General features: G+C 62.3%; 23 protein-coding genes and 3 tRNA genes. 12 read left to right on the top strand and 14 right to left on the bottom strand.

All coding sequences use genetic code 11. From position 1 onward, the window contains the following. Positions 1 to 113: 113 nt before the first annotated feature. Positions 114 to 198, top strand: a tRNA-Leu gene (locus HY556_08370). A 264-nt stretch (positions 199 to 462) separates the two neighbouring features. Here the strand turns inward: HY556_08370 and HY556_08365 are convergent. Then, positions 463 to 1308: a hypothetical protein gene (locus HY556_08365; protein MBI4393790.1), complete on the bottom strand. Its 846-nt coding sequence runs from the start codon at positions 1306 to 1308 to the stop codon at positions 463 to 465. Between the two features lie 126 nt (positions 1309 to 1434). Here HY556_08365 and HY556_08360 point away from each other — a divergent pair. Continuing rightward, positions 1435 to 1509, top strand: a tRNA-Gly gene (locus tag HY556_08360). Positions 1510 to 1525: 16 nt separating this feature from the next. Here the strand turns inward: HY556_08360 and HY556_08355 are convergent. Next, positions 1526 to 2707: an FtsX-like permease family protein gene (locus tag HY556_08355; protein ID MBI4393789.1), complete on the bottom strand. Its 1182-nt coding sequence runs from the start codon at positions 2705 to 2707 to the stop codon at positions 1526 to 1528. 203 nt (positions 2708 to 2910) lie between these two features. Here HY556_08355 and HY556_08350 point away from each other — a divergent pair, with 203 nt between their 5' ends. From HY556_08350 to HY556_08340, 3 genes are all read left to right on the top strand, one after another. Next, positions 2911 to 4971: a hypothetical protein gene (locus tag HY556_08350; protein ID MBI4393788.1), complete on the top strand. Its 2061-nt coding sequence runs from the start codon at positions 2911 to 2913 to the stop codon at positions 4969 to 4971. 113 nt (positions 4972 to 5084) lie between these two features. Continuing rightward, entirely contained in the window at positions 5085 to 5810 is a 726-nt protein-coding gene (locus HY556_08345; protein ID MBI4393787.1) for a peptidylprolyl isomerase, read from the top strand. A 52-nt stretch (positions 5811 to 5862) separates the two neighbouring features. After that, entirely contained in the window at positions 5863 to 6477 is a 615-nt protein-coding gene (locus HY556_08340; protein MBI4393786.1) for a peptidylprolyl isomerase, read from the top strand. An 87-nt stretch (positions 6478 to 6564) separates the two neighbouring features. On the opposite strand, the gene HY556_08335 is transcribed toward HY556_08340, so the two are convergent. Then, positions 6565 to 6756, bottom strand: coding sequence for an AbrB/MazE/SpoVT family DNA-binding domain-containing protein (locus tag HY556_08335; protein ID MBI4393785.1), 192 nt, complete (start codon positions 6754 to 6756; stop codon positions 6565 to 6567). Between the two features lie 91 nt (positions 6757 to 6847). Between HY556_08335 and HY556_08330 the strand changes: the two genes are divergently transcribed. From HY556_08330 to HY556_08320, 3 genes are all read left to right on the top strand, one after another. Further along, entirely contained in the window at positions 6848 to 7267 is a 420-nt protein-coding gene (locus tag HY556_08330; GenBank protein MBI4393784.1) for a hypothetical protein, read from the top strand. A gap of 70 nt (positions 7268 to 7337) precedes the next feature. Beyond that, the gene (locus tag HY556_08325) at positions 7338 to 8543 is read left to right on the top strand and encodes a S8 family serine peptidase (protein MBI4393783.1); all 1206 of its coding nucleotides are present in this window, start codon (positions 7338 to 7340) and stop codon (positions 8541 to 8543) included. A gap of 92 nt (positions 8544 to 8635) precedes the next feature. Beyond that, on the top strand, positions 8636 to 9052 hold the full coding sequence (locus HY556_08320) for an archease (GenBank protein MBI4393782.1): 417 nt from the start codon (positions 8636 to 8638) through the stop codon (positions 9050 to 9052). Positions 9053 to 9223: 171 nt separating this feature from the next. Here HY556_08320 and HY556_08315 read toward each other — a convergent pair whose 3' ends face one another. The 4 genes from HY556_08315 to HY556_08300 all read right to left on the bottom strand — a co-directional run bounded on the left by HY556_08315 (position 9224) and on the right by HY556_08300 (position 14091). Beyond that, complete coding sequence (locus HY556_08315) at positions 9224 to 9586, bottom strand: helix-turn-helix domain-containing protein (protein ID MBI4393781.1); 363 nt, start codon at positions 9584 to 9586, stop codon at positions 9224 to 9226. Between the two features lie 540 nt (positions 9587 to 10126). Beyond that, complete coding sequence (locus HY556_08310; GenBank protein MBI4393780.1) at positions 10127 to 11053, bottom strand: DHH family phosphoesterase; 927 nt, start codon at positions 11051 to 11053, stop codon at positions 10127 to 10129. Positions 11054 to 11274: 221 nt separating this feature from the next. Further along, positions 11275 to 12579, bottom strand: a complete 1305-nt coding sequence (locus HY556_08305; protein ID MBI4393779.1) for an exo-alpha-sialidase — start codon at positions 12577 to 12579, stop codon at positions 11275 to 11277. A gap of 117 nt (positions 12580 to 12696) precedes the next feature. Continuing rightward, complete coding sequence (locus HY556_08300; protein MBI4393778.1) at positions 12697 to 14091, bottom strand: exo-alpha-sialidase; 1395 nt, start codon at positions 14089 to 14091, stop codon at positions 12697 to 12699. A 175-nt stretch (positions 14092 to 14266) separates the two neighbouring features. On the opposite strand from HY556_08300, the gene HY556_08295 reads away from it, so the two are divergent. Beyond that, complete coding sequence (locus HY556_08295; GenBank protein ID MBI4393777.1) at positions 14267 to 15118, top strand: dioxygenase; 852 nt, start codon at positions 14267 to 14269, stop codon at positions 15116 to 15118. A gap of 62 nt (positions 15119 to 15180) precedes the next feature. Here the strand turns inward: HY556_08295 and HY556_08290 are convergent, their stop codons facing one another. Then, positions 15181 to 15630, bottom strand: coding sequence for a hypothetical protein (locus HY556_08290; protein MBI4393776.1), 450 nt, complete (start codon positions 15628 to 15630; stop codon positions 15181 to 15183). A gap of 211 nt (positions 15631 to 15841) precedes the next feature. After that, positions 15842 to 15915: transfer RNA gene (locus tag HY556_08285), tRNA-Arg, on the bottom strand. 377 nt (positions 15916 to 16292) lie between these two features. On the opposite strand from HY556_08285, the gene HY556_08280 reads away from it, so the two are divergent. Further along, complete coding sequence (locus HY556_08280; GenBank protein ID MBI4393775.1) at positions 16293 to 17372, top strand: HlyC/CorC family transporter; 1080 nt, start codon at positions 16293 to 16295, stop codon at positions 17370 to 17372. Positions 17373 to 17452: 80 nt separating this feature from the next. Then, positions 17453 to 19804, top strand: coding sequence for an amino acid permease (locus HY556_08275; GenBank protein MBI4393774.1), 2352 nt, complete (start codon positions 17453 to 17455; stop codon positions 19802 to 19804). Positions 19805 to 19833: 29 nt separating this feature from the next. On the opposite strand, the gene HY556_08270 is transcribed toward HY556_08275, so the two are convergent. The 3 genes from HY556_08270 to HY556_08260 form a co-directional block, all read right to left on the bottom strand. Further along, complete coding sequence (locus HY556_08270) at positions 19834 to 20337, bottom strand: hypothetical protein (GenBank protein MBI4393773.1); 504 nt, start codon at positions 20335 to 20337, stop codon at positions 19834 to 19836. Further along, a complete protein-coding gene (locus HY556_08265) occupies positions 20334 to 22493 on the bottom strand; it encodes a DEAD/DEAH box helicase (protein MBI4393772.1) in 2160 nt (719 codons plus the stop codon). The genes HY556_08270 and HY556_08265 overlap by 4 nt, the downstream gene beginning before the upstream one ends. A gap of 278 nt (positions 22494 to 22771) precedes the next feature. Further along, the gene (locus HY556_08260; GenBank protein ID MBI4393771.1) at positions 22772 to 23674 is read right to left on the bottom strand and encodes a winged helix-turn-helix transcriptional regulator; all 903 of its coding nucleotides are present in this window, start codon (positions 23672 to 23674) and stop codon (positions 22772 to 22774) included. A 229-nt stretch (positions 23675 to 23903) separates the two neighbouring features. Between HY556_08260 and HY556_08255 the strand changes: the two genes are divergently transcribed. Beyond that, a complete protein-coding gene (locus HY556_08255; GenBank protein ID MBI4393770.1) occupies positions 23904 to 24377 on the top strand; it encodes a peroxiredoxin in 474 nt (157 codons plus the stop codon). A gap of 43 nt (positions 24378 to 24420) precedes the next feature. On the opposite strand, the gene HY556_08250 is transcribed toward HY556_08255, so the two are convergent. Both HY556_08250 and HY556_08245 read right to left on the bottom strand, forming a co-directional pair. Next, complete coding sequence (locus HY556_08250; protein ID MBI4393769.1) at positions 24421 to 24882, bottom strand: response regulator; 462 nt, start codon at positions 24880 to 24882, stop codon at positions 24421 to 24423. 49 nt (positions 24883 to 24931) lie between these two features. Further along, positions 24932 to 25789: a winged helix-turn-helix transcriptional regulator gene (locus HY556_08245; protein ID MBI4393768.1), complete on the bottom strand. Its 858-nt coding sequence runs from the start codon at positions 25787 to 25789 to the stop codon at positions 24932 to 24934. Positions 25790 to 25882: the final 93 nt, after the last annotated feature.

Below are 25882 nucleotides of genomic sequence, written 5' to 3'. Positions count from 1 at the left end.
GCCCCTCGAAGCAGGACGGGCGATAAATCATTTCCTTGGCGATAAGGCACGTTCTTTAACCGGGAACAGGTTTTTGATGCGGTCCGTTTCGTCGCCTCGACGAGAAAAGGGACGCAAGGGTAGCCAAGCCTGGCCAAAGGCAGCAGACTTAAAATCTGCCCTCTTAGGAGTCCGTCGGTTCAAATCCGACCCCTTGCACTGGATGCCCGAATCGATGGAGACCGCTTCGGTGGTCGCGCGGCTTCGCCGCGGACTCGCACCTGCAAGCGACGGGGCCGCCCTCGCGACCGTCAAGCGCCTCATACCGACGGCGGTGCGACCCTAGGGGGTACGTGTCCCACGCCTCAACGCCCTCGCCAAGACGGTACGCGACGACCGGCTTGACGTCGCCGCCTCCCTCGCGAAGACGCCGCCGCAGGGATCAGGCGCACCGCCAAGCACCATCGGTCCGGGCCCATCCCGTCAGACGAGCGGTTCTTCGAACTCGAACCTTTCCCCAAGCTCGTTCGATCCCACGCCGGGGACGCTGAGGTGTGTATCGGTGAAAAGAGCCGCGGAATCGTCGGTCGTGCATGAGTACGCCTCGTCGTATCCCGCACACCGTCCGACGTGGCCACGTTCGTACCCCGCGTCGTAATCCAAGGACGAGCCGTCGAGGCCCGTCCCGGAAGGCGGCGCGACAAGGTGGCCGCGGGCCCCGGTGAGGCAATCGGTGGCGTTCCCGTAGTCGGCATGCGAGTAGGACGACTGCGTGTACTGGTCTCCGACGTGACTGCTCTGCGTGTGGTCGGAATCGCCACGCCAATCCGTCCTGTCGCATGACATGACGTCCACGCGGGAGTGGCTTCCCCCGACGCTCGCGTTCGCCGCCGTCCCGTTGTGGCGCGTCGTCGTCTCGTTCGTCTGCGAGTTCTGGTAAGAGGATCCGCACTCGACCGTCGGATCGTTCGGACATTGGTGACGCTCGGTGAAAAGCTCATAACGAGAATATTCGTCCTGGCCGTCGCGCCGTTCATCCGTGACAGTCGCATTTACTGTCTCGTTCGAGTCGTCGCGCACGGTGGCGCTTGCGATCGTGCCTGATCGGTCGCAGGATGAACGGGGGTTCGACCACGACGTCAGGTGATAATCCGCCTCTTCGGGCGTGTCGTTCGAGTTCTGCTGCGACCCGTAGAGATATTCGGACGAACACGAAGGGGGCGGCGTCTCCAAGAAGTGCATTTCGGCCGATGGCGTGGCGGCCACAGTGGGGCCCATCATCATCGTCAACAGTACCGCGCCGGCCGCGGCGACCGATCTCAAACTCAACCCCGTGTACCCGGCGCTTGAGCGCGGTCTCCGGTTAAGGCGTTTGCGACGCCAAGGACCGGAACGTCCCCTCGACCAAAACCGCCAAATACGCCAACCCCTCTTTGCGGTTGCCTTCCGGTTTATACGGGCGTAGTATAGCCTGGTCTAGTACATGGCGTTGCCAACGCTATAGCGCGGGTTCAAATCCCGCCGCCCGTACTTCCGCCGTCCTACCTCACGGTTCGCTTAGGATCTCGGCGACGTTCTTCCTTTTGAGGGTCCGGGCCTCGAGCCCGGCCGCAAGCATGCTCGAAAGCGCAACGGCGAAGAACAGCAACGCCGCCGTCTCCCAACCGAGCCGGACGCGGACCGGCAGATCCCCGAGCGCCAGGGACCCGACGCGTAGGTCGTTCACGAGGAACGCTACCATCCAACCGACGAGAAGCCCCGTCACGGCGCCGAGCGTCCCGATGACACCCCCCGTCAACACGTAGGTCGCCGCCACATCCCTCGAATCCATCCCGAGTGCCCGGACATAGCCTATGGTGCGTCGATCCTCGTAGACTATCGTCGATACCACGTGGGTCGCCCATGCTCCTCCTAAGAGGATGAGCATCCCGCCGATCACGCCGACGAAGACGCGTATCGCGGAGAAGACGGTCGCCAGGTTGCCTTCCGCGAACGCTCTTCCAGTGGTCGCGTTCAGCCCTGCGGCCGCGGCGGACGCCGCAACACCGTCCGGATCGGCGGTCTTTGCAAGGAACACGTTGGCCGTGTCATCGTCCGCGAAGCCCCCGTCGAGAGTGCGCGCGGCCCCGATGTCGACGAAGACGGCGCGTGAATCGATGACCTTGAGCCCCGTCGAATAGATGCCCGAGAGGACGAGGCGGACCGTTATAGGTGAGCCGGATGCGACGTTGCGTCCGGCGGTCGCGTTGATGACGTTCCCGCCCGCGATCGTCGCCTTCCCGTCCCACATCGTGACGTTCAAGGCGGTCACAAGCTCTCGACCCGCGACGACCGGGTAGTACGTGATGAGGTCCTGCGTCACGGGCCCTGGCGGCAGGTATTCACCGGCCACGATGCGTCCGCGTAGATCCGACACCTTTGCATCCTCCTGGGGGTCGATCCCGACCATGAACGCCGCCCGCCACTTCTCGATGTCCCCCTCGTGTTGGAGAAGGACCTGCAGTTCGAACCGTTGTGAAAAATGGGCCGAAGGGTTCTTGCGGGCCAGTTCACCGCGGATCAACGAGGCCCCGTCGATCACCGTCCCTTCCCCGAACTCGTAGGACCCGCTCGAGGACCGCACGTCCGCGGCCAGGGTGCCGCCAAGCTCGCCTCCAAGGCCCGAGATGAGACCGTTGGCGAGGCCGAGGACAAGGAGCAGTCCGGCGGTCGACGCGAGCACTATCACGTAAAGACGAAAATAGCGTCGGGGCCTACCCGAGATTTCCCTTGTCGCCCACCACCAGGAGAGACCGCGGACCAGGAAGCGCCACCGGCGCTTACAGAGCCTAGCGCGTATTAAAACGGCGTGCCGGAAAAACGTCGGCCGGTCAGGGCAAGACACACACCTTATTAGTCAAGGACCCGCCTCGCGAAACGAGGGACCTCCTTATGGTTTTCAAAGGACAGAAGAAATCGGCCATTGCGACCACGATGATCCTCCTCACCTCCGTTGCGGCGAGCGGCTGTCTTGAGACCGGACCCGAGCCGCCGAAGGACACCGGCATCTCGATCGCACGCATCATCGCCATTTCGATCGACCAGGACACTTACCAAAGGGACGCGGCGGGCTCTGACGACGACATCCTCGACCGGGTCATGACGACGAAATACGAGATCTCGGCCACCGGGTCCGCAATCGACGCCGCGACCCTCCAAGTCACCTACACGGACAAGACCGGGTCCATCATCACGAAGGGCCTGTCCGAATCCGGCTCCCTCACCCAACTCTCACCAGGCGCCCCCATCTCCATCACGGGCGTCGATTTCGCGGGCGGCATCATCGTCCGTTCCGGGGACAAGATCGTCGCCGAGCGCACGGGGGTCCCGCTCAAGAGCTGGGACATCGCGAACGTGCCTCTCGGGTTCCAGGCGGCTCCAGGATCCAAGCTGGCCTACTCCATCGCCGGGCACGGTGTCTTCGACATGTCGATCAACGACTACCAGATAGTGGACGAGGACGGTGGCGAATTGAGCATCGAGACCGCGCGCGAGAGTTTCGACATGCGGCAGACCGGCACCATCGAACTGGGCGTCGATTCGACGGCCCAGACGGTGCAGGCGGAGACCTCTCACAACGCCCACGCCGCGCCGTTCAAGTTCACGGGCCGCCTCGACCTGGAGGACTTCACGCTTGAGGCCAAGGGGACGCACAACCAGACGCCGTTCGACGCCGGGGTACAGGCCAAGAGCGGCTTCCTCTCGGGCGAGATGGGCGGCAGACTCTGGCTCGACGGGTCGAAGGTCGTGAAGGCGGAATCGAGCGGCGGAAAGCTCGCGGCCGACGCCGAGGTCATCGCGTGGCTCACGGGGATAACCGAAGAAGACGCGGGCACGTTCCAATGTTTTGGCAAGTTGAAAACGGACGACTGCAAACTCAACGAGGTGGAGGACAACCTGCCGATGGACGAGGCGTTCGAAGCCTCCTCTTTGGACCTCGACGGACCCGACGAGTCGCAGGATCAGGACTCCATCAACGACCTCAAGAAGCTCCTCCAGGCGGACATGGGCACTGGCGACGCGCTTCGCGTCTCGATAAAGGTGGACGCGACGAAGGACCAGGACGCCTCGGCGGACCTGCCGGAGACGTTGAGAGGCGAATTCTCCTATTCGATAGAGGTCGGGAAAGTGGTCGACGTGACGACGCCCGCGGGGACGATGAAGGCCTGGGAGGTCGTCGAGCACTCGAAGCTCACCATGGACATCTCCCGCTACGACAAGGACGACTTCCACTTCAAAGGCCTGAACATCGACCAGGAGCCGATGACCGTGAAGATCTACCTCGCAGAAAAGTCGTTCACGCCCGTGAAGGTCGTGTACGATCAACCCCTCGACATCAACCAAATGGTCCGCCAGGTGGTGGACGCAGTCGAGGATTCGACCTGGGAGGCGCTGCCGGGAAGCATCCCGAAGCCGAAGTCCTACGAGTTCAAGGTCGAGGGCGGCCAGACGATGACCCTCGACAAGCTCGAAGGCGACGTGGGCTTCCAGCCTTGGGCCGGTCTGGTCTACGCACACATGCTACAGACGATCTCTTACGGCGCGATGGCGGCGACCTTCGCAAGCGGCTACCAGGAACTCTTCCCGGCGTTCACCGGTGGGAGCTCCGACGAGGTGGACGAGACCATCGACTTTGTGGACGCAAACGTCTTGCCGAGCCAGTGGGACGCCGATGGAAACAACCTGACCGATACCCTGCAATTCACGTTGGACGCGCCCTCCGGCACCGTTTTCAGCTCGCACGAGACGAAGATCTACGTAAACGGTCTCCTTCTTGACCCGACGGCCGACATCTGGCTCGACCTAGACGGGATCGAGGCGTGGGGCTCGACGCCTTGGGTGGACGGTGAGTCGATCTTCGCGGCTTGCACGGCAGGAGACAACGACGTCATGGTGTTCATCCGCGGGGTGACCGTCCTCGTGGCTACACTCGAATGCCAAGAAGAACTCTAGACCGGCCCCGTTGGCCCGAGCCCCGACCGCGAAAACCCTTATCTTGGGGTCTTTCCCTGTCACGCCGGGGTCCAACTTTGAGACCGAAACTCGCCGTAGTCGTGCTCGTCGTGATGCTGTCGCTCTCCGGTTGCCTGGAGCGGGGCACCGGCGGGAAGAACAACACGACGGCGAACAACACGACCGGCGGAACGTCGTCGGGAACGAGCACGGGCGGTACGACGACCTCCAACATCACACAGGCGCAGCGTGTATGCGTGTCGACGCTCGATGCGACGTTGGAGGCCGGGAACGTCACTTGGGTGCTTGAGACGACACTTGGTACCATCCGCGTCACCCTCTACTGTTCGAAGGCACCTTTGACTTCGCAGAACTTCGTGAACCTCACGGAGGCCGGCTACTTCGACGGTATCAAGTTCCACCGAGTCATAGAGGACTTCATGGACCAAGGTGGAGACCCTTTGACGAAGGACGACAGCCAGAAGGCGCGCTGGGGCACCGGTGGCCCCGGCTACACGATCAAGGACGAATTCTACTGCGCCGACGGGACGATCTCCTATTCGCACCCCGCGAACTGCAAGAGCGGGCTGGGCCTGAAGCACGATGTCCCTGGGATCTTGAGCATGGCGAACACCGGTCGACCGGCAACAGGCGGAAGTCAATTCTTCCTGACGGCCGTCGCGACACCGCATCTAGACGGAAAACACGCGGTCTTTGGGCGGACTGCCGATCAGGAGAGCACCGACGTCGTCTTGAAGATCAACAAGGTAGCGACCGATTCGAACGACAGACCGGTGACCCCGGTCGTCATCAACAGCGCGACGATCGATTGGACGTAGCGCCGAACACGCACAACTCCATGATCCGCGCTGTCATGAAGGAGAGATGAGAATGGACTGGAACACACCTACCGGCAAAGGCGAATGCGTCTCGAAACAGAACAGCTCCAAGAAAGGCAAGTCCGCGACGTGGATCCTCGACACGAGCGCCGGCACCATCCGTGCGACGCTCCTGTGCGACAAGGTTCCGATCACCTGCCAGAACATCATCGACCTTACAGAGAAGGGCTACTACGATGGGACGCGATTCCACCGCGTCATCAAGGACTTCATGAACCAGGGCGGCGACCCGTTGACGAAGGACGAGGCCGCGAAAGGACGCTGGGGAACGGGCGGTCCCGGCTACACCATCAAGGACGAGTTCTACTACGCGGATGGCAAAGTCTCGACCGAGCACCCGTCGAACCCTCGTGGCCTCCTCTTGAAGCACGACAAGCCGGGTGTTTTCTCGATGGCGAACACGGGCCGGCCTGCGTCCGGGGGAAGCCAGTTCTTCCTCACCGCCGTTGCGACCCCGCACCTCGACGGCAAGCACTCCGTGTTCGGGGTCGTGGCGGACAAGGCGAGCCTCGACGTCGCTCTCGCGATAAACAAGACGAAGGTCGATTCAAGCGACCGGCCCGTGACGCACGTCGTGATCAAGAAGGCGACCATCGAGTGGCCTTGAACGGGCGTCTACATTAGCGGTGGGTGCGTCCCTCGCCGGCCCCGACCTTTCCTTGGCCGGCGTTCCATCCTTTCCTTTTAGGTTTCCTTACTCGCTCGCCGGCTCCACGAGGATGCCGCGACCTTCCTTCCTGAACCGGACCGGCGTTCCCACATCGAGACCGACCTCTTCCGCGAGAGCGCGCGGAAGGCGAACGGCGAGGCTGCCACCGGTCTTGAAGACCGCCCGGACGACCGCTTCATACTCGCCTGAACCGACGCGTATCCTGACCTTGGTCATACACCTGGCACATACATACAAGTAGATACATGTTGCGCCTCGGGCGGCCGGTTCAGGCAGGTTTTTCTGCCGCGCAGCCGGTCAGGGAGGCGTGGCCTCGAAGCCGAAGCACAAGATGGAGGCGTCGGACGCCGGTCTTCCACCGCTAGAAGCGGGCCTCACGCCCGTCACGTGGTCCGACATACACCCCGGCGTCGACGAGCCAGAGGACTGGAAGAACGATTTCATCCTGCTTGACATCGCAAGAGTGATGGACTCAAACTACAAGACGTTCAAATGGAGCCTCATCATGGCCTTGGCGAGCGCGGTGACCACCGTGATCGTTTCCGTGTGGCTCGGCGGCCTCGACAAGCTTCCGTTCTTTCTCCAACTCACACTCGTCCCCGCATCCCTCATCTCCGTTTTCTATGCGATCTACGCATTTCTACGCCACATGGACCTGAGCCAGAAGGCCGTGCTTGCGACCGACCACCTCCTCTTCGGGCATGACGACGGTGAAAAGCCGCCGTAGGCCGGGGAACGCAGGACGCGACCATGGTCTCACGAGAAGACCTATTTCAAACAACGGTCACCTCGGGATGATGAACCCTCGGCCGGCGCGGGCGTGGTCGGCGATCGTCCTTGCTTCCATCATTATCGGCGCGTCGCTTTCGGCCGCCGCACCGACGCAGCCGGGACGCGGGGGAAGGCTTGTCCCGGTCGTCGTCCTCTTCCAGGAGGCACTCCCAAGCGACCTTCTCATATCCGGCCACGCGCCGGTCCTTGCCAGCTCCGAGATCCCTTTTGCGACCTACGCGGTGCAAATCGGTGAGGAACGCGCATTCATCCATGCGGCGGAGAGCCGTGGAGAAGTGCTGCGAGCATACCGAGACCATTGGGTCTATCCCGCGTTCGTTCCGGACGATCCCCTGTACGGGCAGTGGGCACCCCAAGCCGTCGCCCTTCCCGCTGCTTGGGACCACGGACTCGGGAGCCACGACGTGAAGGTGGCGGTCCTCGACGACGGCATCTACCCCCACCCCGATCTTCGCTCGAACCTTTGCGGCTCGTCGCCGATAGGCTTTGGTAGCGGCCTCGGAGAACACGGGACCCACGTGGCCGGGATCCTGGCCGCGGTCACCCACAACGCCGCAGGGATGGCCGGCGCGGCCCAGGCCTGCGTCCTGAATTATCCGGTCCTTGGATTCGCCGTATCGACGGGCACGGACGACGGGTCCGGAGTCGCTCTGGGCGCTGCAAGTGTCGTCGCCGCTGGCGTCATCCAGGCCACGTTGGACGGCGCGCACATTATCAGCATGAGTCTGGGCCTTTTCGCCGACGATCCATTGTTCCACGCCGCGATCCAGTACGCTTACCACCGGGGCGTCCTGCTCGTGGCGGCCGCCGGGAACTCGGGCTGCGTAATCCATTACCCCTCATCCTACCCGGAGGTGGTTTCGGTGGCGAACCTCGCGACACCCACGATGAGCGCGGGCGATTCTGGTTGCGGAGAGGTAGGCGCACCGGGCACGGCCATAGTGTCGACGCTCCGAGGCGGCGGTTACGGCGAAAAATCGGGGACCAGCATGGCCACACCCCTAGTCTCAGGTGTAGCGGCTCTCATGAAGGCGGCCAATCCAACGATCACATCGCACCAGATGCGATGCATACTTTCCTCGACGGCGGACCGCGTGGACGAGCGCTCTGGCGCGGGGCGCGTGAACGCTAGCCGGGCCGTGGAAGACGTCCTCGACGGGAGCCTACCGATCTGTCTAGGGCTTCCGCCCATCACGCTGCCCAAAAAGTAGGCCCGTCGCGCGAAGGCCGCACTCTTTCCGAAGCAACCGGGATGTCGCGTCCGAGGGACGATGCTTTTTAGACGGGTTTCCTTCTACGTGTCGTGCCCGGCACATACGAGATCCTCGACCACACTGCCGACACCGGCCTACGCGCGACCGGCCGAACGCTCGCGCAGGCGTTCGAGGCCGCAGGGCGAGGAATGTTCGCCGTGATGGGCGTCAAGGGCAAGATCGAGCCCAAGGGCGAGATGAGGTTCGACGTCGAAGCCGACAGCCTCGACAGGCTGTTCTTCAGGTTCCTCTCCGAGATACTCTTCATCCACCAGACGAGACACCTCGTCTTCAGCGACTTCAGGATAGAGTTGGACGAGGAGAAGAACAGGCTGGAAGTCGACGTGAAGGGGGAGGAATACTCGGAAGCTAAACACGGGCACTTGATGGAGATCAAAGCCATCACGTGGCACATGATGGAGGTCCGACGGAGTCCGCCGAGGGTGCAGGTGATTTTCGATATCTAGCTGGGCCCATCAGAGCGCCCTTATCTCTTTCAAAGGCAGCGGCACGTCCGCCGTGTGTATCTTCGTGCTCGCGCTCGTCGGATTACCGACATCGCGACCCCTCGGCTGGCCTCGTGCCATCGACCTAGAATCCGCGGGATGTCCGAGGGGGGCCAAAAGCGTCAAATACGATCACGACGGCCTCGCCGAGATCTCCCTGCGTAGGGCGTTGCGTAAAATCTCCACGACCTCGTCCTTCGTCCAGTTCCCGTTTTCGGCCCTTGACACCAACCCTAGTGCCGCTTCCAGGTAACTTATCATCTGGTACTTGGGCGAGCGAACGTTGATCCGGTAACGCACGGGCCGCGTCCTAGTCGTCCTGACGAAGAGCTTCTCCTTCTCCAACGCTCTCACGATCCGATACGCTGTCGGCTTGTGGAGGCCGGTCTCGTGCGCCATATCGACCGCGCTGAATTCGGTGTCTCCGAACCAGAGGGCGGCCTCCAAGACCTTCACGCGTGGCGAGCTACCGAAGAGGTCTTCAAGGGGACGCATGGCTCATTATGGTACCATTATGATACTTCAATGTTTCGGCCGTTCCGGGCTCGTGGTTCGACGGTTTTGGGGAAATGCTCAAGGATGATGTAGCGACCCTGTCGCTTCATTGACCTGTCGGGCGTGGCAGCTGGGAAAGGGATTGTCCAATGCCGAGCTGTTCGTCCTCATGGCTTGCGAGGGCATTGGCAAGAGTCCCTCGGAGCGGCTTTTCCGCTTCGGCGCGTTGGCCAAACCGTCTGTGATCCACCCTCTCGCGCGCCACGATGCAGAACTGTCAGATGTCGTCTTGCGATTGGTTCGCAAAGGATTCCTCGACCGCAGCGCGCGGACGATGCTTCGCTGTACGCCAAAGGGAGACGCCGTCAAACACCCCTACAACCGCCTCCGCAGAACCCTAGCGACGACTATGGCTGCGCGATTTGACCTTCGATCCCTGGAATTCCTTCCACCCTCAGGGCAGAAATGGAAAAACTCTGCGCGCAGGAACGGAAACGACACTTTACCCTTCGCGAGGGCGCCCGCTGATAGGTCCAAACGTCAACACAACGCCATTATCTCTTTCAGCAACAACGGGACATCCGCCGTGTGTATCTTCGCCCCGGCCGAACTCGGGTGCCCTCCTCCGACCAGTCCGTGCTGTTGCGTGAACTCTTCGACGAACTTTCCGAGGTTTATCGGCGGGTCGCCTATTCCCCTCAGCGCGACGCTGGACAGTTTCTTTCGCCTGTTGATTAGCAGCGCGACCGAACAGCCCGCCTCGCGCGCCACGCTGGTCAGGGCACGCGTCCCGAACCCCAACAAGGACGGCTTCCTCTTTCCGAAGTTGAGCACTGCGACTTCACCGTTCACGACCATGCGCGATTTCACGCGTTCGGTGGCGCGTGCCCAGCGGTTCTCGTTTATCATGCAGAGGTATCGACGCTTCACCTCGTCGATCTCCGAGGGCCAGAAGCCTTTGGCGAGTTTGCGTGACGCGAGGAGCCTGAAGCGATCGTCCTCGATGGAGAGCCGCCACGAGAAGTCGAGGTAATCTGCCTCCATCTCGATGCGTTCACGGCCCCACGCCTCCTCGGCCTCGTTGAGGTACGGTGAACGGCAGTATTCGACGAGGTCGGCGATGGCGGCGAGGTGGCCGTGGTTGCCGTTGAGGCCGAAGTACTTGTACGCCACGGTCGCGGCAGCGATGCCTTCCTCGACGACGAGTTGGACGTGCGGGCCGAACTGTTCCTCGTAATGTCCGGACTGCTGGTGGTGATCGAGGATGACGACCTCCTGCCGCGTCTTCTCCTTCATGTTGATGGTCTTCGCAAGACGCGGGGAGAGGCCGAGGTCGACAAGGTAGATGGTCTTCGACGAGAGATCCTTACGAAGCGCTTCGACGGCCGACGAAGAGGAGGAAACGTAGCTCACGCGCGCGTTCGGGTGCGCGGCGAGACCGAACGCTGATGAAACTATCCCATCCACATTCCCTCTGGTGACTAAGTGGATGGACCTATCGTCCCTCCAGGGAATAGTCATTAAGTGCCCGCTTTAAGATGGAGTCGGGCGGGTTATGAATCTACCGATTATTTCCGCTGCATCTTTTGGAAAAAGACGCATCAAGACCGGCGCCACTCGGGCTTCGCCCTCGGGCACCGTGCGCGGTCCCATGTCGTTGGTTCGTATGAATCCGGTGGTGCGCGGGGCTAGGCCGCAAGGATCGGCATATCGGTGGCCGCGTAGACCTCGACGAGTTTGTCTTTGACGGCGAGCAAGCTGTTGTAGACCGCGCCGACCCGACCGTCTGGAAGGACGTGTATCGTGAAGTAGTCGAGGAACTCGCGGCCGCCTTGGCACGTGGTCCCGTTGATGCAGATTGCACCCGTCTTCACGGCATCCTTTGAAAGCTTCTCGTGCTTGAAGACCGGTCTCTCGGCGAGGGCGTCGTCCGTCCACGCGAGTGTCACGTTCCACTGTTCCTTCACGTCGCTCGGGAGCGCTTCCTCCGTCGATTCGTAGTAGGCGATCGCAACTTTCCCCGGTGCGCCTGCCGTTATCGCGGGGAAGACCTTTGAACCCGTGACGTCGTCCACGCGAACCGGGTCGCCCCAAGTCCGTCCATCGTCTTTTGACGTCGCGAGGTACACCGCGGTGGACTTGTCCTTCGACTCCGCCCATGAAAGGTATGCGTTCCCTGCCTCATCCGCCGCGCCCACGACGAGTCCAAGCCCGAGGCTCTCGCCGCCCATGCTCTTCGGTCCGCCGACCGTGAACGTAGTCCCTTCGTCGCGCGTCACCCCGAACGCGGGATTCCAGCTTCCGTCCCCTGCGAGCCCCGAGTTCCATGTGAACGTGAAGAAGACGCTGCCGGTCCTTTCGTTCCAGAAACCGCCGCCGCCCCAACCTGACCCTTCCGACAAGAGGAGATGGTGATCCATGCCCTCGGCCGACCCTATGGGGATCCAGGTCTTTCCGTAGTCCGTAGTCTTCGCTGCCATCTGCCAGAACGTCGGGAGCTGGTGGGCGTAGGTGTAGGCCGTGCCGCCTCGCGTGGGGATCACGTATTGGCGATCGTTCACCGGTGCACCGCACGCGAGGGGGTTCGTCGTCCACGTCTTTCCTTGATCGCGGCTCACTCCGACGGTGGTGCAAAGAATCGACAGGTCATCGTACCAGACGGTCCCGTCCTTGTCCACTGCGATGTCGGGGTCGGAGTCGCGCATGGGAGCCAAGACCTGTCCAAGGTTCTCCCACGTGAGACCCCCGTCGATGGACTTGTAGGCGAAACTCGGGTTTCCACCTCCATGGACGAACAGCACGCCATCGGGCGTCACGCCGAAGCTCGGCTCGCCTTTGCCTAGTGCCGCGTCTATGACCGTCTCGACGCGCGTGAACGCTGCGTCAAGAAGCGGCGGCACGTCGATGGGGAGCGCCGATGTCTCGGCCTGGTCGGAAACGCAACCCGAGAGGCCGACGATGAGTGTGAGCGCGACGACCGAAGTTGCCTTCATTGTTGCTTGAGCCGGTTTGGGCGCTTATAAGTCTTTTTGTGGAACCGCCGCCCTTGAGGTAGGTCCCCCGTCAGGAGGATTACTGGTCAACGACGCGCCCATATGAGGCGGCCTTGTTCAATCAAGCGTGAGTCGTGTGGATTCGCCCGCGTAGACCGCGAATGCGCTCCGTTTCTCCCACTTCGTCGACGCGAGGACCATGTGGGCCCTTCCATCCGGACCGAACTCGAGCCAAGGGTAGTCGAGAAGGCGCCGATCCTCCCCTGACCCACAGGCAGGACCACGGGCGCAGATGTTGCCCTCATGCACCGGTTCCGTGGTCGCCCTCGCGGCATGCATCACCGGCGCCGCAGTGTCAGCCTCGGAAAGCAATCCGTAGTTGAAGTGCCACGACGCGTTCACTTTCGACGCGGGCCCGACGACGGGCGCTTCATACCATGCCACACCGAGTTCTCCGGGCATGCGGACGTTGATCCAAGGCATCGACTGGGTGACGTTCCCGCGCGCGATCACCATGGGTCCGCCCCACGTCTTTGCGCGGTCCTTCGAGACGGACATGTGAAGGAGCGACGTGCCGTCGATCTGTTGCGACCAGACGAAATACAGCGTGCCCTCCGCATCCATCGCGAGTGGCTCCACGGCCGATGCAAGCTCGGAAGTCAGGCGGAACATCTCGCGACGTTCCCAATTGCGACCCGCGTTCTCGGACACCATCATGTACCATTTTCCGCCAAGATACGTCGGCGAGAATCCCTTGACATCGTCCGAATAGCGGGGGACGGCAAGGAACTGGCCGTCGCGGCTCATCGCGAGGTTCCCTTGGCCTGCGAAGTTCACGGTCGGGTCGATCTGGACGGGTGTGGTCCACGTCTGCCCCGTGTCGTCGGAGCGCATGTACCAGAGGCCCTCGTTCGCGGTCGATGGTGCATTCTCCGGCGGGCTCTGTCCGGCAAGAAACGGCGCGAACGTGGGCGGCAACGCCTCCATCACCACGTGGATGGTGTTGGGGCCGGAGGGCACGATCCAGTTGCGGTGCATGAGTGCCGGGAGCTTGGGCGTGGCAAGGAGGATCCGCGTCGCGCCCTTGTCCTCGGAGCGGTACATCTCGAAAGTGAGCGAGGCGACGTTCACGAGGTAGACGCGGTCGCCATTACCCACCGCGATAAAACCGTCGTTCGACCGCTCCTGGCCGAGACCGGGCGGCGTGATGTCCGTCCAAGTCTTTCCCCCATCCGTCGAGCGCCAGCCCTTGTTCACGTTCGTGGTCTGGCCGTTCTGGAGCACCACGGTGCCTATCCCTTCGGCAAAAAGGGTCCCGTCAGACGCGACGGCGATTACGGGTTCGGCGCCTGGCCAGTCTTTTGAGATCGCGACGCTTGGGACGAATTGGGGAAGAGTCAATGTCACGCCGGACTCGCCGCGGCCCGCCCCGTCAGATCCCGGCGCAGGCACCGAGACGCACCCGGCCATAAGCAGGCCCATCAATAGGATCGGCGCGGCGCGTCGTATCACAGGAAGAAGTCTTCATCGAATCATAACTAGGTTGTGGTGGGCCCAAAAGCCGACCAAGCGCCTTTCACGCCAGAGCATGAGGATTCTTGAGAAATCCGCCAAGGCTTCCAGGCGACGTAGCGGCCCTATAAGGTGTGGCGCGCCTAATGTACGTCCCAGAGGGCATCCGTCGAACATGGACGAACTGGAAAATCACAAGCGGACAACTGCGCGCCGCGGCAAAGGCCCAGGTGACGAAGCGACACAACGGCTTCCTGCCCTCTTCGTCGGCCACGGCTCCCCGATGATGGCCCTCGAGGATGACGCTTACACGAAGGCGCTCCACGATTTTGGGAAAAGCGTCCAAGACATCGAGGCAATTGCAGTGATCTCGGCCCACTGGGAGCGCGAACTACCGGTGCGCGTCACGGCATCCCAGCGCCCGGAACTCATCTATGATTTCTTTGGTTTCCCGCAAGACCTTTACGACCTCGAATACCCGGCAAAGGGCGACCCGGCGCTTGCGAAAGAGATCGCGAAGACGCTTTTCGCAACCGGGGTCGCCGTCGACAAGGACGAGCGACGCGGCCTCGATCACGGTTGTTGGGTGCCGATGCGCCACCTCTATCCATCGGCCGACGTCCCGGTGATCCAGATCTCCATCCCTCGCCCTAGCAATCTCACGACGCTCTTTAGACTCGGCCAGCTTCTTGCGCCGTTCCGTTCTCGAGGCGTTCTTCTCGTCGGAAGCGGGAACGTGGTCCATAACCTGCGCGTTACGGGCCCCGACAAGGACGGCCCCGTCGACCGGTGGGCCGCCGAGTTCGACGCATGGTTCAGGGACCGGCTCGACGCGATGGACGTCTCCGGGGCGATTGATTATAGGAGGCGCGCCCCTCATTCTATGATGGCGGTGCCGACGACGGAGCATTACGACCCCGCGCTCGTGGTCTTGGGCGCGGCCCTTGGCCACGAGAAGGTGCGGCATGTCTTCGAAGGGATCTACAACTCGAACATATCGATGCGCTGCTTCGCCGTCGGGGATTGAAGCGAGCGGCGTTCGGTCGGCGCGCAATCGATCTTGGGCCCCCGGTCAAACCGAAACGCGTGTCATCGATCGAGAAGCGCCTCCCAAAACCCCGGCCCGACCTTCGTCACTAGCCCGAACTCCCCTGCCTGCAACCGCTCGGCGGCTTTCTCGTGACGAAGGCTCAACCAGACCGCGTCCGCGAACGTTGATTGCGCCTCTTCCACTTCCTCGGCGACGCCCGCCAACTGCATCTCTATGTGGACCCGCTCGTGGCTGTCCACCATCGCCAAGGCCTCGGCAGGGTCAAGCCCCATCCGTTCGCCGAGCCTCATCGCCGCGCCGACGTCGATCGTCGTCACGTAGACGTGCCCGCCCCGGGGCCGTTCTTGGAGGCGGAACGTGAGACCGACAATGCCTGGGATGTCGTACTCGGGGGGCACAAGCGGCGTGAGGCCGACGTGATAGAGGTGCGAGAAGTCACCGAAGTCGGAAAACGACGCATCGGCGCGAAGGCGTTCCTGCCATTCCACGGGCCGGAAAGCAGATGCCCACGGAAAAGAGGCACGCTCGCCGTGTCATGGGACGGGAGACGCCTAATGTGCCGGCCCGCCGAGAAGGCTGGGGCGTCGGCGTCGCTCACGTCATTCTCAAGCGCCCGCCGCGCCGGGGCCAGAAGTCACAAACCGTACCTGGCCACGGCAAGGCGGGCGCGCGAGCTCTCCGACATTCCCAATAGCGAAGCGCGCCCGCCGCGATTCGAACGCGGGTCCAAAGATCCGCAATCTTCGAGGATATCCGGGCTACCCCACGGGCGCATCCTTTTTGATTGTTGCCCAATCGGGTCTCCGTTTTCCGTGCACGCTTTTTGGCCGCCAGGCCAAAAAGGGTGCCCGTCGGCTACCCCACGGGCGCATCCTTTCTTTGCTCTACGCGCGCGGGGCAACCGATTTTCCATGCACGCTTTTTCGGCGTAGCCGAAAAAGGGTGCCCTCGCGGGCGCATCCTTTTTGATTTGCGCCCTGAACGAGTCTTCGTTTTCCAGGCGCAGTTTCTTCGTGGCGCGCGACCTTGCGGAATAGGGCGCCGCCGGTTCGCCGGAATCGGTCGCAGTTGATAAGGTTTATGCCCGACGTTCCCTGCAATCGGGAAAAAGCCTAATGCCGCGGCCTCCTACCTTCACGCGGAACCCCTCTTGGGCCTCGAAAGCGACCTTCGCGTCCAGATTGCCGGACTTGTAGTACTCCTCGCGGCCTCCGCCTTCTTCTCGATGAGCGAGACGGCACTCATATCAGCGAGCCGGTTGCGCATCCGCGCTCTTAAGGAAAAGGGGAGCAAGCGCGCGGCGCTTCTCGATCGGCTGGTCCATGATCCCGAGCGGCTCATCACCACGATACTCGTCGGCAACAACATAGTCAACATCGCCGCGTCGGTGCTTTCGGCGGTGATCGCGCAAGGCCTATTCGGCTCGTCGGGGGCGGCGATCGCGACGGGGGCCATGGTGTTCCTTGTCCTCGTCTTCGGCGAGGTGACGCCGAAGACGCTCGCCGTCCGGTATTCCATGGGGATCGCGCTCGCCGTCGCTTGGCCGATGAGTGTCATGGAGGTCGTGTTGTCGCCGCTTGTCTGGCTTTTCTCGGGGATAGCCAACCGTCTCCTTTTCATCCTTGGCGCACCCCGCAGGCGCCATGTGGGTTTCATCACGGAGGAGGAGATCAAGCTAATGCTCCGCGTCGGTGAGGAACAGGGGTCCATCGAGGGCTTCGAACGGAAGGTCATCGGCGAGGTGTTCAGGTTCACCGAGACGAAGGCGTCGCGCGTCATGACGCCGCGTGATCAGATCGCCTTCGTGGACAAGGAGGCGAGTCTCGCCGAGGCGCTCGAGACGGTGAACAAGAGCGGTTACTCGCGGATCCTGGTCGCGGACCGTAGCCTTGACCACGTCTTGGGTTTCATCCATGCCAAGGACCTTTTGCGTCTTTCGGATGCCGAGTTGAAGGTCAAGAAGGCGGCGGAACTCCGGCGAAAGGTCCTCATCGCGCGTGACGACGTCGATACGGACGATCTCCTCGTCTCGATGCAGAGGCTGCACACGCAGATCGCCGTCTTGCAGGATGCGCGCGGCGAGACGATGGGCCTTCTCACGGTGGAGGATCTTCTCGAGGAGCTCGTGGGCGAGATCCACGATGAGTTCGACCTCCCGCCTCCCGAGCACATGCCCGGGGCCCAGTCGCCGGAGCGGCATCAGCCCGTGAGCGACCAGAAGCCCCCGTAAGTGCGTTCCGTCGGACGCCCGGGCTCGGCTTCGTTCGTCGTGAGTTTATAAGCCGGTCCCGCCATGCCGCGGCGAAAACAGTGAGCGAGAAGAACGAGGGCCCGTCGCAGACGCAGTTGTCGACGATGGGCGAGGTGCGCCTGGCCCGCGAGATGACGCTTTTTGACGCCACGATGATCGGCGTCGGTGCCCTTCTTGGAGGGGGGATATTCGCATTGATCGGGATTGCCGCTGGCCTCTCGGGTCCGGGGCTCCTTTTGGCGTTCGTCCTCAACACGTTCCTGACGATTCCCACACTGCTCATCTATGCCGAGTTGGGTTCGGCATACCACGACGCTGGCGGCGGTTACCTTTGGATCCACGACGCGCTCCATCAGCCTTGGGGGTTCGTCGCGGGCTGGATCGGCTGGTTCTCCCATGCGGTCGCGTGCGGCGTGTACGCCCTGGCGTCAGCTCATTTCACGGTATGGCTCCTAGATTTCTACGCCCTGATGCCCCCGGGCCTTGACCATGGTTTGGCCACAAAGGCGCTGGCTTTCAGCTTGACGGCGACTTTCGTGGGCCTCAACATGGTGGGTGTCAAGAACAGCACGCGCACGGAGAACGTGATGACCGCGGTGACAATCGCGATCCTTTGCGCCTTCATCGGGTGGGGGCTCCTCGCGATCAACTCGAATCCGCTCCTTGCTGGACGCAACTTCGCGGATTTCATGCCCCACGGTTTCGGCGGCGTGTTCGTTGCCATGGGCATCACGTTCATCGCATTCGAAGGGTACGAGATCATCGCCCAATCGAGCGAGGAGGTGAAGAACCCCAAGGAGAACATCCCTCGTGCATTGGGAATGTCGCTTCTCATAGTCGCGCCGATCTACCTATTGGTGGTCTTCGTCGCCCTAGGCGCGGTTGATGGCGGATCACTCGGTGCCAGTTGGGTCTTCCTCGCCGATTCCGGCGTCGTCGCGATCGTGGAATCGGCAGGCCAATTCATGCCGTTCGGTGCGACTGTCGCGCTAGCGGCGGCGTTGCTTTCGAACATCACGGCGCTCAACGCCACCATCTACAGCTCCAGCAGGGTCGCTTATGCGATGTCCCGTCACCACGATCTCCCGGACGCGTTCTCGGAGATACATCCACGATGGAAGACGCCGCACCTTGGCATTCTCGCAAGCGGAGCGATCATCGCGGCGATGGCGTTGGTGCTTCCGATCGAGGCCGTCGCTGCGGCCGCCAATCTGATGTTCCTCATCCTGTTCGCACTCGTCAACATCAGTTACATAAAATTGCGAAACACGACGGAGAACCTTGATTATGGGTTCAGGGCCCCGTTCTTCCCCATAACGCCGCTGATCGGTCTTTTCGCTCAGGTGTTCCTCGCCATCTATCTCTTCTCCTTCAGTCCGTTGGCTTGGCTTGCGGGCGCAGGCTGGATCGCCTTGGGTTTCGCGGCGTACTATGTCGGACTACGTCCCCGGGAAGAGGCGGAGCACCGTTTAGCCGTCGAACGCTCAGTCGCGCACCGCGAGGTGCCGGCCATCCGCAAGAACTTCCGCGTCCTCGTGCCAGTGGCCAACCCCGAGACGGCCGCAGGCATCGCGAGGGTGGCGAGCTCGATCGCGAAGAGCCTCGACGGCGAAGTGGACCTTCTCTACGTCGTGGAGGTGCCGGACGTGACGCCGTTGACGGAAGGGCACCGCTTCGTCTCCAAGGCCCTGCCTGTCCTGGAAAACGCGAAGACCGCGATGGGAAAGACGAGCGTCCCCGTGCACACGCTCGTGCGCATCGGCCACAACACTTCGCAAGTCATCCGGGAGACCGCGATGGAGGAGGGCGCTAGCCTTATCCTGCTCGGCTGGAGCGGGCGCGGCAGGATCACCGATTTCCTGAAGGCCCGCACGATAGAGGGCCTCGTCGAGGTCCCGCCGTGCGACATCGCCGTCTTGAAGTTGAGGGAGGGAAAGGAGCTGTCGAAGGTCCTCATCCCCACCCACGGAGGAAGGCACGCCCCGCTCGGCATCCGGCTCGGCAGCGCGATAGCACGGGCCAACGTGGGCGCCGTGACGGTCTACCACGCGATGAACCAGGACGAGACCGATTTCATTGCGAGACGGGCGCGAGGAGAGGCGTTGATCGAGCAGAACGCGATCCGTGGTGTCCCCACTAGACTCAAGATTGAGCAGGCGGACAGGGTGCTCTCTCGCGTCATCGACGTCGCGAAGGAAGCAGACCTCGTAGTCGTCGGAGCCACCACGGAGCCCTCGTGGCGGAATTACCTCTTCGGGCACAAGACGGAGGAGATCGCGGAGCGGGCGAACGCGAACGTCCTCATGGTGAAATCCCACGGCGGCCCTACCGTGCACACGTTCCGGGAATTCTATAGGAACCTGCGACAGTTCGGACGCTACCTCACAGGCAGACGGACGCAGCTAGGATAGGCAAGGACGACACGAAGCTGCGCTTTGGTTCATTTCACGATGTCACGGAGCGCCACTTTCTCCAAGATGAGTTCCGGTTCCCGGCCCTCGTAACCTGCGGGTACGTCCACGTCCATGGTCTTGAGGATGAATGCCAGATCCTTCCCCTCCTTGGAGACGACGGATTCATCGACGTCCCATCCTGCCTCGCGAAGCAGTTCGTCCACGGCCCCGTTGGGGTCGCGCCCGGTCGCCGCGACCACGACTTTCGTGTCGCCCTTTGAAAGGCCGGCTTTCCTGATGGCCGCGTGCACCTGCCTTTCGGCAGCCACGTAGCATAGGATCTCGCCTGCGAGCGTGTCGGAAGCGTTCGTCTTCGCGTCCCATGCCCGCACCGCCTTGTGGACGGCGGATTCGACGTGCTCGCGTCCGTAGACGATGGCGGCTCTTAGGAGAGCGATGTCGCAACCCTTCCGTTTCTCGACCGACCGGGCCACCTGAAGGATGTGGGCCACGTCGGCGACCTTGCCTCGAGCTCCGACGATGCGGATCATCGGGGATCCACCCCGAGCCTCGTCTGTGTCGGCTGGGTCCTCGCCCCCACCTCTTTGAGTATGGATGCGGCGATCTCTTTTCCGATGCCGGGAAGCTTTGCAAGCGTCGCCTCGTTCGCCGTCACGAGGTCCTGTGGTCGCTTGAAGCCGGCGTTGTAGAGGACCCGCGCCCTGACCCTCGCGACGTGCTTCAACTTGATGAGCGGGAGCAATTCCTCCTTGACGCCGGCTTTCAGGCGGATCTCAAGGCCCGTGAGGGCGTTTCTGGCATCGGGATTGAAAAGGTGTGCCAGTTCCTTCATCGCGTAGACGAGCCACACGGCGGTCTCGACCTTGTTGTGGACGTCCCCAGGGTAGACGCGGTACTTCTCTTCCATGCGATCGTCGGCGATTTCCTGCGTCCAATCCTCAAGAAGCAGCGCGGTCTTCACCTCGGAAAGGAACCATTCTAGTTCCGAGTCGCGCCCTAACGGGAAAAGGAGTTCGTCCGCGCGGTCGATCGCCGCCGCGTGGAGCCACGCGTCCTCACCGCGGCCAAGGTAGAGGCGCATCATGTTCGGCGTTCGCGAGGCGGCGTGAAGGAAAGAGAGGGACGTGGTCTCCCGTCCGGCGGCGCGCCGTAGCGCGTCTCGCATGATGACCGCACTGACCGGGTCGATGTAGAGTTCGCTCGTGCGGCGTCCGAAATCGGTCGCCTTGTAATCGTCCTCGTCGCCCTCCACAAGGCCCTCTTCTTGAAGGAACGCTATCATCGATTCCACGCGTGATTCTATCGTCCAGCGTTCCGATTCGTGGGCAAAAAAAGTCGTGTCGATGAAGGCATAGAGGTCTTTGAGGCTCGGGGTCACGTTCCCGGCGATGAGGGAGAGGATGTGTGTGCGTAGCGGTGCGTCGGCCGCGAGCTTGCTCCTGATGCGCTCGGGCGAGGCGTGGACGTACGTCTCCATGATCTCACGCATCTGATCGTAGCCTTTGGCGAGCGAGATCGCCTCGCCGAACTTGTCGTACCGGGGCCGTCCGGCCCTCCCCACCATCTGCTTGTATTCCAGGACCGGTATCGGGCGGTTCCCTGTCTCGGAATCGTAACGCCATAGATCGCGGATGACCACGCGACGGGCGGGAAGGTTGACGCCGGCAGCCAATGTCGGCGTCGCGGTCAACGCCTTGAGGAGGCCCGCTTTGAATGACCGTTCGACGACCTTTCGTTGGTCGTTCGATAGCCCCGCATGATGGAAGGCGACGCCGCCCTTGACGAGGCGAGCGAGTTTTCCCACTACACCGGGTGCGTTCGAGGCGCCGATCTGCTCCGACGCAATGGCTAACGCATCTAGTTCGCTCTTCTTGAGCCGCTTCGTGACGGGGAGCCTGAGGTTCTCCGCTTGCGATTCGGCGGATTTTCTCGTATTCGTGAAGACGAGCGCCTGGCCTCCGCCCGAAAGCGTCTCGGTGACGAGCGACGTCACGGGATCGTCCTCGTCGGAGACGACCTCCTGGCTCGCAGAGTCCGCATAGGTTATCGTCCGCCCGAAGTGGACGCCTTCGCGTAGCGGCACCGGGCGCCAATCGCTTTTCACGTGCTCGGCATCGAGCCACTCGGCCAGGGCGTCGCTGTTGTCGATCGTCGCGGAGAGGGCGATGACCTGTGACTTCGGGGCGATCCTACGTAGGCGCGCCATCAATATCTCCAACGTCGGGCCGCGGTCGCCGTCGTTCAAGAGATGGACTTCGTCGACCACGATGGTCTTGAGGTTCGACAGCCACCCGGTGCGGTGCCGGATGAGCGCGTCCGCCTTCTCGGCGGTGAGGACCAATAGGTCGTAGTCGGCAAGGCGCGTGTCCGAGGCGTCTAGGTCGCCTATCGACATCCCGACGCGGATGCCTAGCTCCTCGAATTCCCGCAGGTCGTCGTACTTCTCGGATGCGAGCGCTCGTAGGGGCACGATGTAGACGCCTCGTCCTCCTTTCAACGCGGTGTGGGCGAGCGCCACGTAGGCGACGAGGCTTTTCCCGCTTGCCGTCGGGACGGCGAGGACGAGGTTCTTGCCTTCGAGCGCCAGCGGGATGGATCGCTCCTGAGTCGGCCAGAGTTCGTCGTACCCGAGGGCCTTGAGTCTCGCCGAGAGCTTTTGATCGGTGGCAAGTTCGTCGACTTTCAAACAGGTCGTTACAAGCGAGCACCGCTTATCGCTTTTTCCCGCGGGTCGCCGATATGTATGTATAAGTACGTACACGCGAGAAGCAGGGGTCGTTCGGGTGGAGCGGGGAAAAAGCGATGAACGGGGAGAGGCCGACCGAGGCGGACGGGAAAAAAGTCAAGAGAGGCAAGGGCGCCCTGGCGAAGGCGCCCGCCTTGCTTCCTACAAGAAAAGAGGGAGTCCCCCCGTGGAGGTGAAACCGGGGGGGAGGCTGTAGCTATTGGCGTTGCCGATGATCTTCAATGCGGTGGAGCGTCCTCGTAACGCGTCTCGCTCGTCGCTTGCGGCGAAGGCTCCATCGCCGCCGGCATCGCGGCCTGCATGGTCGCAACTCCCGCGGGAACGGCCTTCGTCGACTCGAGGCGACCGAGCGCTTGTATCCCGAGTTCGCTCACGTAATAATTGGAAGTGTGCTCCTTCTTGACCTCGAGGACGAGGCCCACCGCCTGGAGCTTGCGAAGGTGCCAACGGATCGTCCCGTGGTTCACGCCCATCGCGCGGGCGATCTCCCGCTGGTGGCTTGAGGGGCTACCGCTGATGAATTCGAGCACCGTCTTTGCGTTGGGGTTACGAAGCACCGCCATCGCGAGTCCCATGCGGCGCATCTCGATCCCGCCCTCGACGGGGTAGTAGACCTTGTACCCCTCGAGTTTCTTCGAGTTCAGGAGGTTCGCCTGTTCGAGCTTTCGTAGGTGCCAGAGCACGTTCGTGGTCGAAAGCGACAGCGCGCTTGCCGTCGCGCGTAGATGCACCCCTGGGTTCGTCTTGATGTAATTGAATATCTCGCGGCGAGCGTCGTTCTCCAGGACGTTCTCGGAGTTCACGAACTTCGTTCCGCCGAGGAAGAGGTACGCGATGCCGCCGAGGACCGCCACTCCCGCGGCGCCGAGGGCTATCTCGCCGATGCCGATGTTTCCGAAGAGGTCCCCGCCGATGCCGTTCACGGGGTTGTCGAGTGAACCGGTACCGTCGCTTTGCCCGGCGGTGTCGCCGAGCCCGCCGGCTGCGTCCGTCGCCGAGTCGGTGTCGAGGGCCTTGGCCGCGTGGACGTTCGCGAAAAGGATGGTCAAGAGCAGCCCGAAGACCATCATTATCGGGAACCAGCCGGTGCCCCGGCGCCCGGTTCGCCTGTAGGAAGCCATGTTTCGTGGCTCTGTATTAACCCTGTTAAAAGCGTTTGCCGATTGCCCCTAATACTCAAAGGAAAAGGAACAATGTCACCTAACGTGGCTCGAAGGGGGCAGAGAATCTGCCCGAGCCCGACCACACTCGTTCTTCTCGTGCGGCTATTTTAAGCGTTCGATATATCTCCACGAAATTCCCCCTCGGTGAATGGAACCACTTAAGGGTAAACCCCGCCGAGATGATACCATGGAGCCTGTGGTCGCAAAGGGGGCGAGGGCGCCTGACTTCACGCTCCGCTCGCAAGACGGCAGCCTGACGTCGCTACACGATCTCCTTGCCAAAGGCCCCGTGGTCCTCTATTTCTATCCGCGCGACCGTACGACCAACTGCACGACCGAGGCGAAGACCTTCCGCGCCCATCACGACGAGTTCGAGCGATTGGGCGCAAGGGTGGTCGGGATCAGCTCCGATCCGCCGGAGTCGCACCTCTCGTTCTGCCGCGAGCACCGACTCCCGTTCACGTTGCTAAGCGACGTGGACGGGAAGGTTCGGGACGCCTATGGCGTCCGGCCCACCTTGGGCCTCATCCCGGGCCGGGAGACGTTCGTCATCGACCAGGACGGCGTCGTCCAAGAGGTCGTCTCTTCCCAATGGCGGCCGCGGTGGCATGTGGAGGAGGCGCTGCGGGCTCTGCGTGAAATGGTCGAGAAGGTACGTTGACCGACGCGCGGATTCCCATCGACGGGGTCGTCCGCTCGGCAACTCAACCGTAGGACATGTCGGTCTGCCCGCTCTTGGGCTTCTTCAGTTTCTCGATTATGTGGTCGACGTCCTCCTTCCTGAACGGCTTCGGGAGGTACTCGGTGGCGCCGAGGCTCACGGCCATCACGACCGCGTCGGCCGTGGATGGCAACGCCGTGGAGATGACGATCTTCGCCTTCGAGCCTACGCCCATCGCCTGCTTGAGAAAATCGAGTCCGCTCTCCGTCTCCCCCAACATGAGGTCGACGAAGACGAGGTCGGGCTTGAAGTCCTTGAAGACCTTCACGCCGTCCTTCACGTTCTTCGCGGTCTTCACGTTCGTAACACCGCTTGTCGCGAGGATGTCCTTGAGGCTCGCGAGGATCACCGGGCTGTCGTCGAGTATCATGACGCGCGGGCTCTGATGGGGGCCGGCGCTTGCCGGGCCGGATGCGTTGTGCGCCTTCGATTGTCTCTCTGGCATGGATTCGGCCGTCGCTTTCGAGACCGTGTACGGGCTCGTACCTAAAAAACTACAGGGTCGACGCGAGGCCTTCCACGTGGTAGCGGGGAGCGCTGTTGCGGACAGCGATGTCGAAGGCTTCCTTGCCGATGTCCGTCGGGAAATAAGTGGAGACCTTGCCGTTCCTCATCTCGACGAGGAGGCCCGCCTGGCGTAGCTTCTTCAGGTGCCAGCGCACCGTTCCGTGGTTCACTCCGAGCACGCGCGCGATCTCGCGTTGGTGGCTCCCTGGGTTCGCTGCGACGAACTCGAAGACGGTCCTCGCGTTGTCGTTCGAAAGGGTCGAGGCGCTGCACGACAGGTCGCGGGCACGCACCCCCCCTTCTACGGGGTAATAGATCTTGTAACCGTTGAACTTGCGGCTTCGCACGAGGCCTGACTGTTCGAGTTTCCTGAGGTGCCACACGGCGTTGGTGGTCGAGAGGGCGAGTTCGTCCGTTATCTGCTTCAGGTTCGCTCCGACCGATTTCCGAAGAAAGCCGTATATCTCGCCGCGGACCTCGTTCTCGAGAACGTTCTGGCTGTTCACGTACTTGGCGCCCCCTATTATCGCGAAGGCGGCAAGGGTGCTTGCGGCGAGCCCGACGAGGGCGAAGCTTTCGAACGTGGCGCCGGTGAAAAGTGCGTCGAAGCCGGGTGTCGGGCCAGCGGGGCCGTTCGGCGTCGGTGAACTGCCTGGCGTCTTTGCGCCGCCGATCGTCTCGACGTCGGGAAGCTCTGGGAGTTTCGGGGCTTTCGGGACGTCCATCGGGCCGATCACCGGGGCGCCGGGGTCGACGGCCGCGGAGCCGACCGCGCTCGCGGTCACGAGGAATTGGCTGGCCAACACTAAGCCGACGAATATCCCCGGATAGCGCATACTGCCCACGGCCAGAAGGTAAGCAAGTGACTATATAAAGATTTCTGACGTGAAACTCGGTGAATAGCGGCCGATTGCCGGGTTTTGTCCATCCGGGTGGAA

The organism is Euryarchaeota archaeon, assembly GCA_016207515.1.
Taxonomy (GTDB): domain Archaea; phylum Thermoplasmatota; class SW-10-69-26; order JACQPN01; family JACQPN01; genus JACQPN01.
The sequence above is the reverse complement of the archived record's forward strand: the minus strand, read 5'-3'. Positions and strand labels throughout refer to the sequence as shown.

What these genes read in the sequence shown, in the direction of transcription:
- HY556_08255 (MBI4393770.1), top strand. Translation starts at nt 23,904, where the DNA reads ATGGAGCCTGTGGTCGCAAAGGGGGCGAGGGCGCCTGACTTCACGCTC.
- HY556_08250 (MBI4393769.1), bottom strand. Translation starts at nt 24,882, where the DNA reads ATGCCAGAGAGACAATCGAAGGCGCACAACGCATCCGGCCCGGCAAGC.
- HY556_08270 (MBI4393773.1), bottom strand. Translation starts at nt 20,337, where the DNA reads ATGATCCGCATCGTCGGAGCTCGAGGCAAGGTCGCCGACGTGGCCCAC.
- HY556_08335 (MBI4393785.1), bottom strand. Translation starts at nt 6,756, where the DNA reads ATGACCAAGGTCAGGATACGCGTCGGTTCAGGCGAGTATGAAGCGGTC.
- HY556_08305 (MBI4393779.1), bottom strand. Translation starts at nt 12,579, where the DNA reads ATGAAGGCAACTTCGGTCGTCGCGCTCACACTCATCGTCGGCCTCTCG.
- HY556_08345 (MBI4393787.1), top strand. Translation starts at nt 5,085, where the DNA reads ATGCTGTCGCTCTCCGGTTGCCTGGAGCGGGGCACCGGCGGGAAGAAC.
- HY556_08315 (MBI4393781.1), bottom strand. Translation starts at nt 9,586, where the DNA reads ATGCGTCCCCTTGAAGACCTCTTCGGTAGCTCGCCACGCGTGAAGGTC.
- HY556_08325 (MBI4393783.1), top strand. Translation starts at nt 7,338, where the DNA reads ATGAACCCTCGGCCGGCGCGGGCGTGGTCGGCGATCGTCCTTGCTTCC.
- HY556_08295 (MBI4393777.1), top strand. Translation starts at nt 14,267, where the DNA reads ATGGACGAACTGGAAAATCACAAGCGGACAACTGCGCGCCGCGGCAAA.
- HY556_08350 (MBI4393788.1), top strand. Translation starts at nt 2,911, where the DNA reads ATGGTTTTCAAAGGACAGAAGAAATCGGCCATTGCGACCACGATGATC.
- HY556_08340 (MBI4393786.1), top strand. Translation starts at nt 5,863, where the DNA reads ATGGACTGGAACACACCTACCGGCAAAGGCGAATGCGTCTCGAAACAG.
- HY556_08260 (MBI4393771.1), bottom strand. Translation starts at nt 23,674, where the DNA reads ATGGCTTCCTACAGGCGAACCGGGCGCCGGGGCACCGGCTGGTTCCCG.